Annotated in this window: 12 protein-coding genes; 2 read left to right on the top strand and 10 right to left on the bottom strand. The window is 64.2% G+C overall.

The window, feature by feature from the left end:
* Window positions 1-302: 302 nt before the first annotated feature.
* Window positions 303-3266 (bottom strand): M10 family metallopeptidase C-terminal domain-containing protein, encoded by a 2964-nt coding sequence (locus BM118_RS32370; RefSeq protein ID WP_092190911.1) that lies wholly within the window; start codon window positions 3264-3266, stop codon window positions 303-305.
* Between the two features lie 222 nt (window positions 3267-3488).
* Here BM118_RS32370 and BM118_RS32375 point away from each other — a divergent pair, with 222 nt between their 5' ends.
* Together BM118_RS32375 and BM118_RS32380 are read left to right on the top strand one after the other, a co-directional pair.
* A complete protein-coding gene (locus BM118_RS32375; RefSeq protein WP_092190913.1) occupies window positions 3489-3815 on the top strand; it encodes a hypothetical protein in 327 nt (108 codons plus the stop codon).
* Window positions 3816-3961: 146 nt separating this feature from the next.
* Entirely contained in the window at window positions 3962-5155 is a 1194-nt protein-coding gene (locus tag BM118_RS32380) for a CaiB/BaiF CoA transferase family protein (protein ID WP_177234891.1), read from the top strand.
* 18 nt (window positions 5156-5173) lie between these two features.
* On the opposite strand, the gene BM118_RS32385 is transcribed toward BM118_RS32380, so the two are convergent.
* From BM118_RS32385 to BM118_RS32425, 9 genes are all read right to left on the bottom strand, one after another.
* Window positions 5174-5407 (bottom strand): hypothetical protein, encoded by a 234-nt coding sequence (locus BM118_RS32385; protein ID WP_244550288.1) that lies wholly within the window; start codon window positions 5405-5407, stop codon window positions 5174-5176.
* Between the two features lie 114 nt (window positions 5408-5521).
* On the bottom strand, window positions 5522-6373 hold the full coding sequence (locus tag BM118_RS32390; protein WP_092190917.1) for a leishmanolysin-related zinc metalloendopeptidase: 852 nt from the start codon (window positions 6371-6373) through the stop codon (window positions 5522-5524).
* Between the two features lie 181 nt (window positions 6374-6554).
* Window positions 6555-7445, bottom strand: a complete 891-nt coding sequence (locus tag BM118_RS32395; protein ID WP_092190919.1) for an outer membrane protein — start codon at window positions 7443-7445, stop codon at window positions 6555-6557.
* Window positions 7446-7882: 437 nt separating this feature from the next.
* A complete protein-coding gene (locus BM118_RS32400; protein ID WP_092190921.1) occupies window positions 7883-8764 on the bottom strand; it encodes an outer membrane protein in 882 nt (293 codons plus the stop codon).
* Window positions 8765-8934: 170 nt separating this feature from the next.
* Window positions 8935-10452 carry a tripartite tricarboxylate transporter permease gene (locus BM118_RS32405; protein ID WP_092190923.1) on the bottom strand — a complete coding sequence of 506 codons (1518 nt, stop codon included), beginning with the start codon at window positions 10450-10452 and terminating at the stop codon, window positions 8935-8937.
* Window positions 10453-10464: 12 nt separating this feature from the next.
* A complete protein-coding gene (locus BM118_RS32410; protein ID WP_092190925.1) occupies window positions 10465-11007 on the bottom strand; it encodes a tripartite tricarboxylate transporter TctB family protein in 543 nt (180 codons plus the stop codon).
* A 165-nt stretch (window positions 11008-11172) separates the two neighbouring features.
* Window positions 11173-12147: a Bug family tripartite tricarboxylate transporter substrate binding protein gene (locus BM118_RS32415; RefSeq protein ID WP_441299770.1), complete on the bottom strand. Its 975-nt coding sequence runs from the start codon at window positions 12145-12147 to the stop codon at window positions 11173-11175.
* Window positions 12148-12305: 158 nt separating this feature from the next.
* On the bottom strand, window positions 12306-13103 hold the full coding sequence (locus tag BM118_RS32420; protein WP_092190929.1) for an enoyl-CoA hydratase/isomerase family protein: 798 nt from the start codon (window positions 13101-13103) through the stop codon (window positions 12306-12308).
* Between the two features lie 24 nt (window positions 13104-13127).
* Complete coding sequence (locus BM118_RS32425) at window positions 13128-14327, bottom strand: pyridoxal-phosphate-dependent aminotransferase family protein (RefSeq protein ID WP_177234892.1); 1200 nt, start codon at window positions 14325-14327, stop codon at window positions 13128-13130.
* Between the last annotated feature and the right edge of the window lie 67 nt (window positions 14328-14394).

Here is a 14394-nt window from a genome sequence, read left to right on the forward strand (position 1 = left end):
GTCATATCCGAGGCCGATCTCACAAAAAGTGCGAAAACAACCCCATGCAAAGTAGACGGATACAGCTTTGTCAATGACTTAGCCGCCGGCCGCGGGCGCTTTGCGGATTTTACGAAGCGATTTTGACACATCGGGCAAAACAGGGGCATTATGTCACCATGGCGATAGTGCCCGACTTCGCCCCGTCACACTGACCACCCAGCTATCTCAGGCAGTACACTCGTCAATCCGCGAAGCGCCCCCATGTCGGAGCTCGCGGCACGCTGAGGGCATACCGGTTCCGGGCGACGAGACGCGCATCGTCAGGCGAGCAGGAAGCCCAGGCTCAGCACATTGTGGAGAAGGTCATGCGCCGTGGCATCGTGATTCGTCGGCGTCTCGACGGATGCCGACACCGAGGGCGTGGCCTGCGCGCCAGCCCAATCGGGCATGGGGTCGGGCACATCCGGCGAGCTGGAGAATGACGATCCCCCCTGAACGGAATTGAACGCGAATCCGTCGGTCCAAGGCGCTGCGCCGACGGCGCCGTCGCCGTTGAGATCCTGATGGAGCGTCGGCTCCAGTGCCTTCAGCGCTGCATCGCTCCCCAGCATCTCGGGAGCGGAGCCGAGAGTTGCGAGGAAGTTGCCGGTGCTGTCCGTGCTCCAGACCGAATAGTGGCCGGTGCCCGAATGCTTCCAGACCACGTCGTAGCCACCGCCCGTCACCTGCTCGGCGGCAATGACCGTCCACGCTCCCCAATCCGCTGCGATCACCGGAGAGCCCGCATATTTCAGGATGGGGCCGGTGCCGGTTGCGATGCTGTTCAGGTGGTAATTGCCGCCGGACAGAACCAGGCTGGTCGATCCGAGCGCTTCGATCGTCGTGCTGCTGGTGACGGGGCCGCTGATCGTGCCGTCGCCGTTGAGGTCCTGATGAAGCGTCAGCTCCAGCGCTTTCAGCGCTGGATCGCTCCCCGCCATCTCGGGAGCCGAGCCGAGAGTCGTGAGGAAGTTGCCGTTGCTGTCGGTGCTCCAAACCGAATAATGGCCGCTCGCCGAATCCCTCCAGACGGCATCGTAGCCGCCGCCCGTCACCTGCTCGGCGCCGATGACCGACCACGATCCCCAATTCGCGGCGATCACCGCATTGCCCGCATATTTCAGGATGGGGCCGGTGTCCGTGGCGATGCTGTTCAGGTGATAATTGCCGCCGGATAGAACCAGGCTGGTCGATCCGAACGCTTCGATCGTCGTGCCGCTGGTGACGGGGACAACAACGGGCACATCGATCGTGCCGTCGCCGTTGAGATCCTGATGAAGCGTCGGCTCCAGCGCTTTCAGCGCCGGATCGCTCCCCAGCATCTCGGGAGCCGAGCCGAGAGTCGTGAGGAAGTTGCCGTTGCTGTCCGTGCTCCAGACCGAATAGTGGGCGGTGGCCGAATGCTTCCAGACGACATCGTAGCCGCCGCCCGTCACCTGCTCGGCGGCAATGACGGTCCACGATCCCCAATTCGCGGCGATCACCGCAGAGCCCGCATATTTCAGGGTAGGTCCGGTGCCGCTAGCGATGCTGTTCAGGTGGTAATTGCCGCCGGACAAAACCAGGCTGGTCGATCCGAGCGCTTCGATCGTCGTGCTGCTGGTGACGGGGACAACGGGGACATCGATCGTGCCGTCGCCGTTCAGATCCTGATGCAGTACCGACTCCAGCGCTTTCAGGGACGGATCGGTCCCCAGCATGTCGGGAGCAGAGCCGAGAGTCGTGACGAAGTTGCCGCCGCTGTCCGTGCTCCAAACCGAATAATGGCCGCTCGCCGAATCCCTCCAGACGACATCGTAGCCGCCGCCCGTCACCTGCTCCGCGGCAATGACGGTCCACGATCCCCAATTCGCGGCGATCACCGCATTGCCCGCATATTTCACGATGGGGCCGGTGTCGGTTGCGATGCTGTTCAGGTGATAATTGCCGCCGGACAGCACCAGGCTGGTCGATCCGAGCGCTTCGATCACGATTGCCATCAGACTGGTGCTGGCGACCGTGCCATCGGCAAACTGGAAATTTTCGACGCCGGTGACGGTGTCGGTGCCATCGGGCGCGCCACTGCGCTGGTCGGTCACCGTGAACGTCTGGGTCGTCGCGTTGTACGAGATCAGATAGTTGGCCCGGCTGCCCGAATACACCGCGGTGTCGGTGCCCGCGCCGCCATTGATGGCGTCGTTGCCCGCGCCCCCCGTGATCGTGTCGTTGCCGCCGCCGCCGTTCAGCGCGTTGGCGATCGCGTTGCCCACCAGCGTGTCGTTGCCGGACCCGCCGATGGCGTTGTCGATGTAGGAGCGCGCGTCGCCATTATAGAGATAGGCGTTGTAGACGTTGCCCGATGCGTAATGGCCATTGCCGAGATTGGCCAGCTGCACGGAGGAGAACACCGACGCCGCACCCGGATTGAGGTTGATGCTCAGGTTCGTCGTGTAGTTCGACAGGTCATAGGTATCGACGCCGCCGCCGTCCCAGACCGTCTCATAAATGCGATTGGCCGAGCCTCCGACGCCGCCGCCCGGCGCGAGCTGCCCCACGCCGTTGATGAATTCCTGTCCCGTGGTCGGATTCCAGGTGTAGACCGTGTTGCTGCTCTGGGTCGTGTAGTCCGCGCCGTACATCGTCTGGAGCGCGAGGATATCGTTGGCCATATAGGTCTGCGAAAATCCGTACGCCTCGTTGGTGTAGCCGGACGTGGTCGAGCCGCCGACATAGCTGCGATAGCTCATGACGGTGTATTCGCTGTCGTCGTGCGCGCTCGGCACAGCGACGTTGGCGACGCCGCCCGTTTCCTGGCTGTGCTTGAGGCCGAGGGCGTGGCCGAGCTCGTGCAGCGCGGTGGTGAAATAGTAATTGCCGAGCGCGGCAAGCGAGTAATTGTACTGAGTCCCGAACCAGACATCGCCGCCGGACGCGTAGTTGCCGGGGTAATAGGCGTAGGAGGTCGGATTGGCCGAAGGTGACTGCGCGACCATGATGTCGGCGCCGTTCGTCCCTGCGTACTGGATAGTGGCGTTGGTGTAGCCGAGGATTAGTCCGATCGCGTAGTTGATCGCCGACTGCATCTGGCTCGGCGCCGAGGCAAAGCCCGACGTGGTCGGCTCACTGTAGCCGCCGCTGTAGGGATTGGCGTAGTCGCTGGGCGAGTCCGGAAAGCTGTAGGTGATCGTGCCGGACCATTTGGCGCCCGACAGCAGGCCGTCGATCTCGGCGTTATTGGTGGCACTGACGGTGACAGCGGTGGCCAATGGATTCTCCGGAGCTACCCGCGCGATTCGGGCGAAGGCGTGTGATTCTAGCTTCAGAGGTAAACGTTTGGCTTAAATTTGGCGCCTGCGTGCGGGCCCCTTCCATAAAATTGTGCTAGCCATCAAATCCCGTAATCATACGGGCCAGGCCATTCCGTAGTCAAACGGGACCGAGCACGGGATGCGAGCTTCCGCATGCTTGATGATCTCCAGAGGAGAATCATGAAACTTGGCTCCTTCTCGGCCGGTCTCGTCGGCGTCCTCGCGGTGGTCGCCGGGCCGGATCGTCTGTCCATTGGAGAACAGCCTGTCATGGTCGTGAAGGCCAACGCGGATGAAAACGGCAAGGACGGCGGCAAGGACCGCGGCAAGGCGGGCCGCGCCCCCTCCATGCCAATGGCTCGCGATCCTTCCGCCGCGGTCGCCGAGGAGTACGAAGCCGCCCGCCGGACGGGAACGCGGGAGGCGCTCGAGCTCTTCATTGCGCGCCACGGCGATGCCCCGCTGGCCGAGCAGGCGCGCGCCGAGCTGAAGCGCCTGCCGCGCTGATCCCTTTCACGCGGCGCGGCAAGCCGCGCCAGCCCAGACCCCGTCAGGCACTGCATTTCGACAGGCGGCATCCGCGTCGGCCCAGACTTGTCGCATGAGCGTTGGGCACTATGGTAGGCCCGCAATTTGTCCCGGAGCCCTTCAAGATGCCCTTTCCGCATGCCTCGGAAGCCCTCTCGCGCTTCACCGTGCTCGATCTGACCCGTGTCCGATCCGGGCCCACCTGCGTGCGGCAGCTCGCGGACTGGGGCGCCAACGTGGTCAAGATCGACGCGCTGACCGAGGATACCGGCGGCGAGCAGCCGGGCGGGCCGCGGCGGGGCTCCGATTTCCAGAATTTGCACCGCAACAAGCGGGCGATGACGCTGAACCTGAAGGACGAGCGCGGTCTCGCCGTGTTCAAGCGGCTCGCCGCCAAGGCCGATGTCGTGGTCGAGAATTTCCGTCCCGACGTGAAGAAGAAGCTCGGCATCGACTATGACAGCCTCGCCGCGATCAATCCGCGTATCGTCTATGGCAGCATCTCCGGCTTCGGCCAGGACGGCCCCTATCACAAGCGGCCGGGCTTCGATCAGATCGCGCAGGGCATGGGCGGGCTGATGTCGATCACCGGCGCGCCGGGCGAAGGCCCGATGCGGGTCGGCATTCCCGTCGCCGACCTCACCGCGGGCCTGTTCTGCGCCATGGGCATCCTCACGGCGCTGCTCGAGCGCGAGGTCTCGGGCAAGGGCCAGTGGGTGCAGACCTCGCTGCTCCAGGCCCAGATCTTCATGCTCGACTTCCAGGCCGCGCGCTGGCTGATGGAGAAGGAGGTCGCCAGGCAGGCCGGCAACAACCACCCGACCAGCATCCCGACCGGCGTGTTCAGGACCTCGGACGGCTACATCAACATCGCTACGACCGGCGGACGGATCTGGGAGCGCTGCGCCCAGGCGATCGGCGCGCCGGAGCTCTTTAGCCATCCCGACTATGCGACGGCCCCTGCCCGCTCCAAGAACCGCGACGCGCTCAACGCCGAGATCGAGAAGCGCACCGTGACGAAGTCGACCGAGACCTGGGTCCGCGAGCTCAACGATGCCGGCGTGCCCTGCGGGCCGATCTACGCCATCGACCAGATGTTCGAGGACGCCCAGGTCAGGCATCTCGGCATCGCGCAGGACGTGCCGAACGACGAGGACCGCCATATCCGCCTGATCGGCCAGCCCGTGACGCTGTCGCGCACGCCGAGCAAGATGGTAGCGCGGCCGCCGGAATTCGGCGAGCAGACCGACGAGGTGCTGAAGGAGTTCGGCTTCGGCGCCGACGAGATCGCGGAGCTGCGTCAGCGCAAGGTGGTCTGAAAGCGGCGGACGCAGTCGTCAGATCTTGCGCAAGCCGTCGAAGCGCGTGTCGACATAGTGGCCGCCGGCATCGACAACCCGACAAAGCTCTCCGCCATCATGGTAGAGCAGAACGACCTTGGCTCGCGCCTCGAATTGTCCGGTCGGTGGTCCGCTCGGCGTGCCGCGCGAGGCATAGAATGGCTGCGATCTCGCCACCTCGTGGGTGAACTGGTTGGGCGGAGGCGAGATCAGACAGTCGGACGGGATCAATGACGAATCTGGAAGCACAATCGCTTCCGGTCGCTTCATACCCTCCATGATCCGGTTTCCCTGAATTCCAAGAGAAGCCTTGCTCGGCAGAGCCTTGTTCGGCGGTACCTTGGCCTAAGGTTCGAGACTCTCGTCGGGCAACGTGATCGGAATCCGCGGGAGCACGACGCCTCTTGGCTTTTCATCATGCGCGGCCGCAAGTCCCGCCTCAGCCATATGGAGATGATTGGGCAGGTGATACGGCTGGGCAACGTCCATGTTCACCTGATAGCCCAGATCCTGCAAGCTGGCGATCGTCAACCGGCTCATCGGATTGCCGCCGTCATTGACGAAGCCGGTCATCAATTCTGCGCCGAAAACAGTGTCGCGCCAATGCGAATCCACCGTCCCTTCGCCACCTTTGTTTTCGACGGGAACGGGGAGAGGCGTCGCGGAGCCGCGGAGCTTGCCGTATTCGCGCATGGCGTTGGCACCGTGGAATGTCGGATTGTGCGTGCGGACGCCCTTCAACAATCTCTTGTTCGTCCAGATCGTTCCGATGCCGATCACATGCCCCATCTCGTGCGTGATGACGTCGTTCAGGGTGCCGTCGGCTTCCATGGCGGCGAGATCGGCAATGTCGAATTGCATGTCGCCTGTCGCCGGCAGGAACGCAGCGGCCCCCGCACTCTTCGGGCGCAAGCGGTCCGGCCCCGCCTGGCCGAGAACATTTCCGGGGCCGTCAATGTCAGTGCCTTGCGCTGTGATACGAAGATTGTTGATCCTTTCGCCGCCAACCGTGACGTCAGGCAAGTCGCCCACGATGGCGTGGGTCCACCGGTTTGCCGCAAGCTTGAAAGCGGTCTTTTGTTTAGCGGTCAGTCCGCCCAGGAAATGAACTTCGATCGTGTAACCTCGGGCGGCTGCGGCTGCGACCGCGTGCGAAATCTCGGCGCCCTTCTGGGCGCGATAACGTTCAATGGCCATGACATCCTCCAAAAAACAGATCAAATAAATTTCTATCTATGCTTGCATAGTGATCCCGATTAACGCCGCTGACAAGGGAGAGAAAGCGTCACGGGGCCTGACTGTTTTCACTCCGGACACGCGAAAGCCCGGCGCGACCACCGGGCTTTCGACTCGCAACCACGCCCTGCGAAGCAGTCGCTCAGGTCCCGCTGAAGCGATAGTTCACACCGAAGCGCAGGATGTTGTCGGTGACGTGCGCGCGATAGCCCACGACCAGCGGCGCGCCGCTGAGCGCGATCACGGGAGTCGCGAGCGTGCCCGACACCGTTCCGAGATCGACATAGAGATATTCGAGCCTGGCGCTCCAATTGTCGGCGAAGGCGCCTTCGATGCCGGCGCCCGCGGTCCAGCCGACCTTCGTCGTGCTGCTGCTGAAGCTCGCCGCAACAGGCGTGAACGTTCCTCCGTCGGCGCCCGGGAAGCCGCCGACATTGATCGCGCTCACGCTGCCCGCGGTGGAGACGCGGCCATAGGCGAGACCGCCGGTGCCGTAGACCAGCACGCGCGGCGTCACGGCGACACCGAGACGGCCGCGGACGGTGCCGAACCAGTCGAGCTTCTGGGTGAGATTGAACGTAACAGGCAGCGCGGGATCGAACGTGTTGTCGCCGCGATGGCCCGGCGTGCAGACGCCGTCCTGCAAACCGGCCGGTGCGCCGGCGCACAGCGCGTCGAAACGGCCCTTCTGGCTGCTGCCCTGGAAATCGGCCTCGAAGCCCGCCACGAACATCTCGCGCTGCCAGTTGTAGCCGATCTGTCCGCCGCCGGTGACGCCGTTGAGATCGAACGTGGCGGCGCTCGAGCTCAGCAGCGCGCCGCCCCCGCTGTCGATGAAGTCGGCCGTGGTGGCCGAGCGGCCCCAGCCATAGCCGACATTGATGCCGGCATAGAAGCCGCTCCAATTGTAGCCGGGATCGACGGCCACCGGCGGCGCCTTGGTGTAGATGTGCGGCACCGCCAGATCGGCGGCGAAGGCACGCGGTGCAAGCAGCATGGCGATCGCCGCCGCGACCAGCGAAATTCGTGTCATCAATCTTCCCTCGAGAAATGGCGTTGCCTGCTCGCCTGCTCGAAAGATGCGCGGGCGATTCAGTGCGGCGACACTAGGAAAGAGCGCATCGCTTCGCGTCCTGCGTTCGAACGTCGGTCGTTCAGAGGACGCGGGTGGCCGATCGCGCGCGTGAGGCGTGCGCGCACCATCCGGACGATCGCGAAATCGCTGCTATTTCAGCGCGGTTTGGCGGCGGGGATGAATCTTGGGGACGGGCGCGAGGGCGTCGAAAGAGGCCCGGTACGCGCAGCTTCGACAATCCAATCAGAGCCGATCAGGCTGCGGATGTGGCACGACCGCAACAAACGGACCGCACTGTCCGATCGTCGGCCCGGCGCCATTTCCAAAAATCAGGACAGAAACGACAAAGCCCGGCGCGAGCCGGGCTTTGCTTCTTGTTGACGCCTTTGTTGATCTTAGTACTTGGCAACCACCGGGCCAGCGAACTGATAGTTGATGCCGGCGCGCAGGATGTGGTCGGTGAAGTGCGACGAGACACTGGCGCTGATCGGCAATGCGGGCGACAAGCTGAACGGGCCGGACGAGAAGCGGCCGAGATCCATGTAGAGATATTCGAGCTTGGCGCTCCAGTTCTGCGTGATCTTGCCTTCGACGCCTGCGCCGGCGGTCCAGCCGACGCGCGTCGTGGAGCTCGAGCCGACCGCCGCAATCGGACCGAAGGGCGCGACGGTGCTGAAGCTGGAGATGGTGCCCGTGGTCTTGATCTCGCCGAAGGCCACACCGCCGGTGCCGTAGAACAGCACCTTCGGGGTAGCCAGGATGCCGACGCGACCACGAACCGTGCCGAACCACTCGAGCTTCTGGTCGACCGTCAAGGTCGTACCGGCCAGACCGCCAGGCGGAAGGAATGTAAAGGTGGGAAGACAGGGCCCGGCGACCGGTGCGGCGGCGGTACCCACGCAGCTATAGCCGGCGCGGCCCTTCTCATCCGACCATTGCAGGTCGCCCTCGATGCCGAACACCCAGTTGGAGCTCTGCCAGTTGTAGCCGGCCTGGCCGCCTGCGATGGCGCCGTTCATGTCGAACGCCGCGCTGGTGATGGATCCGGCCGGAGGCGCGATCACCGCACCAGTCGCCGTGTTGTTGTAGGTGACGTCGGTGTTCGAACGGCCCCAGCTGTAGCCGGCATTGGCGCCGACGTAGAAGCCGGTCCAGCTCCAGACCGGATCGACCATGACCGGTGCCTTGACGTAAGGCCTCGCCGCGAGATCAGCCGCCAGTGCCCCCGTCGCGAACAGCGACATCGCCGCAGCCATTCCAATCACAATCCGCTTCATGGCAATTCCTCTTCCCGCACAATTTTGTGATCAAAATATACCCCGCTCCCTGCCTGAGGGCTGTGCCGCGCCAGCAACATCTGGAAATAATCGGGCTTAAGGTTGTGCCGGTACCGGAACGCCACCGCCTCCCCTAAGCCATTGATTTGGAACAAAGTTGTTCCACAGGCCTATCGCGATGTCGCCCTGGTCCGCTGCGTCAGTCCGACGCGGGCCAACAACCCGTCGATCACCGGCCAAAACAGCAGCACGATCGCCAGCGTCGTGATCGAGCCGACCAGCCCGTTCGACCAGAACACCTTGAGGTCGCCGCCGGCGCCGATCATCGACAGGCGGAAGGCATCCTCGGCGCGGTTGCCGAGCACGAGCGCCAGCGTAAACGGCGCGAGCGGAATGCCGACCTTCTTGAAGACGTAGCCGACGACGCCGAAGCCGAGCATCAGCCAGATGTCGAACATCGCGTTCTGGATCGCATAGGCGCCGATCGCGCAGGACACCACGATCATCGGCGCCACCGCCGCGAACGGCACGCGCAGGATCGAGGCGAAGATCGGTACCGTCGTCAGCACCAGCACGAGGCCGACGACGTTACCGAGATACATCGAGGCGATCAGCCCCCAGACGAAGTCCTTGTGCTCGACGAACAGCAACGGGCCCGGATTGAGCCCCCACACCATCAGGCCGCCGAGCAGGATCGCGGCGGTGCCGGAGCCGGGAATGCCGAGCGCCAGCATCGGCAGCAGCGCCGAGGTGCCGGAGGCATGCGCCGCCGTTTCCGGCGCGAACACGCCCTCGATGCGGCCCTTGCCAAAACTCTCGGGATCCTTGGAAAAGCGCTTGGCGAGATTGTAACCCATGAAGGACGCGGCGATCGCCCCGCCCGGGGTGATGCCGAGCCAACAGCCGATGAAGGAGGAGCGCAGCAGCGTCACCCAGTATTTCGGCAGGTCCTTCCAGACGCTAAGCACGACGCGCAGCGAGATGCTCGCCGCATGTCCCCGCAATGCCAGACGCTCCTCCATGGTCAACAGGATCTCGCTGATGCCGAACAGGCCGATGACGGCGACGAGGAAGTTGATGCCGCGCAAGAGCTCGGCCGAGCCGAAGGTCATGCGCAGATTGCCCGACACCGTGTCCATGCCGATGCCGGCGAGCAGCAGCCCGAGCGACATCGAGATGACCGTCTTGTGCTTGGCCTCGCGCCCGAGGCCGACGAAGGAGCAGAAGGTCAACAGATACACCGCGAAGAACTCGGGCGGGCCGAACTTCAACGCAAAGGACGAGATCATCGGCGCGAGAAAGGTGATCAGGAGCACCGCGACCAGCGAGCCGATGAAGGAGGACGTGAACGCCGCGGTCAGCGCCTCCGCCGCCCTGCCCTGTTGCGCCATCGGATAGCCGTCGAAGGTGGTCGCGACCGACCAGGCCTCGCCCGGGATGTTGAACAGGATCGAGGTGATGGCGCCGCCGAACAGCGCACCCCAATAGATGCAGGACAGCATCACGATGGCGGAGGTCGGGTCCATCGTGAAGGTGAGCGGCAACAGGATCGCAACGCCGTTGGGGCCGCCGAGCCCCGGCAGCACGCCGACGAAGATGCCGAGCACCAGCCCGACCATCATCAGCACGAGCGTCTTCCACGTCAGCAGGACCGCGAAGCCGTGAAACAGGAGACCGAGAGCTTCCATCGCGGGGGCGCCTTAGTGGCCGAAGGCCGCTTCGAGCGGCCCCTTCGGCATGATGACGTCGAAGGCGATGTCGAAGGTGACGAACATGATCGCCGTAAACACGAGCGCGGTGAGCAGCGACTTCCACAGCGCGATCTTGCCGACGAGGCGCATGAAGCTCGCGATCAGCAGGAAGCTCGCGACATAGAGGCCGAGGAATTGGGTCACCAGACAGAACAGCAGCGTCGGCACGAACACCGCCATCACGCGGCGGGCCTGCGCGCGCGTGATGAAGCTTCCGGACGTCGCCCGCCGCGCGACGAGCGCCGTGATCAGGCCGTAGAGGCTGCCGCCGGCGAGGATGAGGGAGAGATAGAACGGGAAATAGCCGGGCTCCGGCCCGGTTGCGTCCCAGGACGCCCCGGTGCGCCAATTGTCGTAGCCGAGCGTGATCGCCAGCGCGAGCAGCAGGAGGCAGACAAGGATTTCGATCGTGCCGGAGCTGACGACGGAGGGCGAGTCCTCTTCAGGCGCGGTCGGATCGTCGACGACGATTTCGATATCGGTTTGAGACATGCTTGTTAGGGACGGAGTCCGTTCAATTCCCCCTCTCCCCGCTTGCGGGGAGAGGGTTGGGGTGAGGGGGAGTCTCCGCAGGGACGGTGAGAGTCGGACTCGCGGAGAGAGCCCCTCACCCCAACCCTCTCCCCGCAAGAGCGGGGAGAGGGAGAAAAGAGAAAGTTACTTCGCGACGAATCCGGCTTCCGTCATCAGCGCCTTGTTGGTGGCATCGTCCTCCTCGAGGAATTGCACCATGTCCTTGCCGGTGAGGAAGATCGGCTTCAACGCCTGCTTCTCCATGTAGTCCTTGTACTCGGTGGTCTGCGTCACCTTGTGGAACAGCTCGACATAGAACGCCTGCTGCTCGGCAGTCACCTTGCCGGGCAGGAACATCGCGCGCAGCATCAGATACTGGACGTCAACGCCCTCCTCCTTGCAGGTCGGGATGTCGGCCCAGGACTGCGTGTCCGTCACCTTGCTGGTGTAGGAGATGCGCTCCTTGTCGAACACGCAGAGCGGACGCACCTGGCCGGCGCGCCAGACTTCGAGGTTTTCGCTGGGGTTGTTGACGTTGGATTCGGTGTGATTGCCGACGAGCTGGGTCGCGGCCTCGCCGCCGGACTTGTAGGGCAGATAAGAGAATTTCGCGCCGGTCTTCTGCTCCAGGAACACGGTCAGCACGTGATCCTCGCGCTTGGAGCCGGTGCCGCCCATCTTGAACGGCGAGCTCGCCGCCTTCGCGGCCGCGACGAACTCCTTCACCGTCTTGGGACCCGCGCTGTTGTCCCACAGCACGAACTGGTCGAGCGCAATCACCGAGACCGGGGTCAGCTCACGCCAGTTGAACGGAATCTTCGCCGACAGCGGCAGCATGTAGATCAGGGAATAGGCGATCAGCACCTTGTTCGGGTCGCCCTCGCTCGACTTCATGTACATCAGCGCTTCCGCGCCCGAGGCGCCGCCCTTGAGCGAGACGACCATCGGCTGCTTCATCAGATTGTTCTTCTGGATCGCGGCCTGCATCATCCGCGCCATCTGATCGGAAGCACCGCCCGCACCGGCCGCCACCACGATCTCGACCGGTTTGGTCGGTTCCCAGCCGGCAAAAGCCGGCGTGCTCAACAACAGCGCTGTTGCAGCGCTGACGGCTTTCACTGAAATTCGCACGAGTTTCGTCCCCTGATTCTTATTGGCTTTGTGATGCCGGGAAGACTATCGTTGCATTGTGCGGACTATTGCTGACGAGTTCAAGCAGGCGGTCGTGTCGCCGCATATGACTTTCGGCTGACGGAAAGCGCTCGACGGCGCGCTCGTTACTTGCCCTTCCAGACGGGCGTGCGCTTGTTGAGGAAGGCGTCCATGCCCTCGCGGAAATCTTCGCTCATATAGGCCTTGAGGATCAGGTCCTCGCCCTCTTCGCGCGACAGCGTGCGGCGGATGCGGCGGACCGCTTCCTTGGTCGCCTCGAGCGTGAGCGGGGCGTGGCTGGCGACGAGCTTTGCGGTCTCGTCGGCACGGCGCTGAAGCGTCTCGACGTCGGGCACGATTTCGTTGAGCAGGCCGAGGGCTAGTGCTTCCGGCGCCTCGACCAGGCGCGCCTTGAAGATCAGATCCTTGGTGCGGGCAGGTCCCACCAGCGAGACGACGCGGCTGATGTTGGACATCGACAGGCAGTTGCCGAGCGTGCGCGCGATCGGAAAGCCGATGCGCGCCGTCTCGGTCCCGATGCGGAGATCGCAGCAGGCCGCAATGCCGGCGCCGCCGCCGGTGCAGGCCCCGGCGATCGCCGCGATCACGGGCACGCGGCACTGCTCGAGCGTGCCGAGCACGCGGTCGATGCGGGCCTCGTAATCGAGCGCGTCCTGCGCAGTCTTGAAGGCGCGGAATTGCGAGATATCGGTGCCGGAGGCGAACGCCTTATCGCCGGCGCCGGTCAGGATCAGCGCCTTGATCGAGCGGTCGGCGTTGATCTCGGTGCATATCTCCGCCATGCGGTCATACATGGCGAAGGTCATTGCGTTGCGCGCCTGGGGGCGGTTGAAGGTGATCCGCGCGATGCCGTCCTGGACGGAGTAGAGCAGGTCTTCGTTAGTCGTCGTCGGTGCGTTCATCGCGCGCTCACTTTCTAGGTTAATTCAGGCCACCTGCGCCTTGGCCATCGGCACCACGTCGCGTCCCTTCAGGACGTCCATGGCCGCCAACACGCCGCCGCTCCGGTGCGGAATCTTTGCAAGATCCAGGCCCATCTCGACGCCGGCGAGCGTGCCCATCAGCATCAGATCGTTGAAATGGCCGATATGACCGATGCGGAACACCTTGCCCTTGACCTTGTTCAGGCCGGTGCCGAGCGACATGTCGAAGTTTTCCAGCACCACCTTGCGGAAGGCGTCGGCGTCGTGTCCATCCGGCACGCGCACGCCGGTCAGCGCAGGCGAATGCGCGGCAGGATCGGCGCACTGCGTCTCCAGGCCCCAGACCTTGACCGCGGCGCGCGTCGCCGCGCTGTGGCGCTTGTGGCGGGTCCAGACGTTCTCCAGCCCTTCCTCTTCCAGCATCTTGACCGCTTCGCGCAGGCCGTAGAGCAGGTTGGTCGCGGGCGTATAGGGGAAGGTGCCGAGCTTGTTGAAGCTGATGACCTCCTGCCAGTCCCAGTAGGAGCGCATGCCGGGGTTGGCCTTGGCGACCGCGAGCGCCTTCTCCGAGACGGCGTTGAAGCCGAGGCCGGGCGGCAGCATCAGGCCCTTCTGGGAGCCCGCGACCGAGACGTCGATGCCCCAGGCGTCGTGCTCGTATTCCATCGAGCCGAGGCCGGAGATGGTGTCGACCATCAGCAGCGCCGGATGCTTGACGCGGTCGAGCAGCTTGCGCACCTCCAGCGGCGGCGTCACGCAGCCGGTCGAAGTCTCGTTGTGCACGACGCAGACCGCCTTGATCGTGTGCTGCTTGTCGGCCACGAGCCGCTTCTCGATCTCGGCGAGATCGGCGCCATGGCGCCAGTCGCTCGGGATGAAGTCGACGTCGAGCTTGAACCTGTCGGCGATGCCGCGCCACAGCACGGCGAACTGGCCGGTCTCGCACATCAGGACCTTGTCGCCGGGCGAAAACACGTTGACCATCGCCGCTTCCCAGGCGCCGGTGCCGGACGAGGGGAAGATGATCACGGGCTGCTTGGTGCGGAACACGCGCTGCATCGCGGCAAGCACGGCGAAGCCGAGCTCGGCGAACTCCGGACCGCGATGGTCCAGCGTCGGCATGTCCATCGCCCGCAGCACGCGGTCGGGCACGTTGGTCGGTCCTGGAATCTGTAGGAAATGCCTTCCAGTATGCACGGTCATCGGCGTCCTTCCCGGTCTTGCCTTGATTTTGATGGCCGCCGAATAGCACCATTTGACCGGCTTGTCC

The organism is Bradyrhizobium sp. cf659 (assembly GCF_900113725.1).
Taxonomy (GTDB): domain Bacteria; phylum Pseudomonadota; class Alphaproteobacteria; order Rhizobiales; family Xanthobacteraceae; genus Bradyrhizobium.

Coding starts and splice junctions, on each gene's coding strand:
- BM118_RS32420 (WP_092190929.1), bottom strand. CDS start 13,103: ATGAACGCACCGACGACGACTAACGAAGACCTGCTCTACTCCGTCCAG.
- BM118_RS32395 (WP_092190919.1), bottom strand. CDS start 7,445: ATGACACGAATTTCGCTGGTCGCGGCGGCGATCGCCATGCTGCTTGCA.
- BM118_RS32410 (WP_092190925.1), bottom strand. CDS start 11,007: ATGTCTCAAACCGATATCGAAATCGTCGTCGACGATCCGACCGCGCCT.
- BM118_RS32375 (WP_092190913.1), top strand. CDS start 3,489: ATGAAACTTGGCTCCTTCTCGGCCGGTCTCGTCGGCGTCCTCGCGGTG.
- BM118_RS32425 (WP_177234892.1), bottom strand. CDS start 14,327: ATGACCGTGCATACTGGAAGGCATTTCCTACAGATTCCAGGACCGACC.
- BM118_RS32405 (WP_092190923.1), bottom strand. CDS start 10,452: ATGGAAGCTCTCGGTCTCCTGTTTCACGGCTTCGCGGTCCTGCTGACG.
- BM118_RS32390 (WP_092190917.1), bottom strand. CDS start 6,373: ATGGCCATTGAACGTTATCGCGCCCAGAAGGGCGCCGAGATTTCGCAC.
- BM118_RS32400 (WP_092190921.1), bottom strand. CDS start 8,764: ATGAAGCGGATTGTGATTGGAATGGCTGCGGCGATGTCGCTGTTCGCG.
- BM118_RS32380 (WP_177234891.1), top strand. CDS start 3,962: ATGCCCTTTCCGCATGCCTCGGAAGCCCTCTCGCGCTTCACCGTGCTC.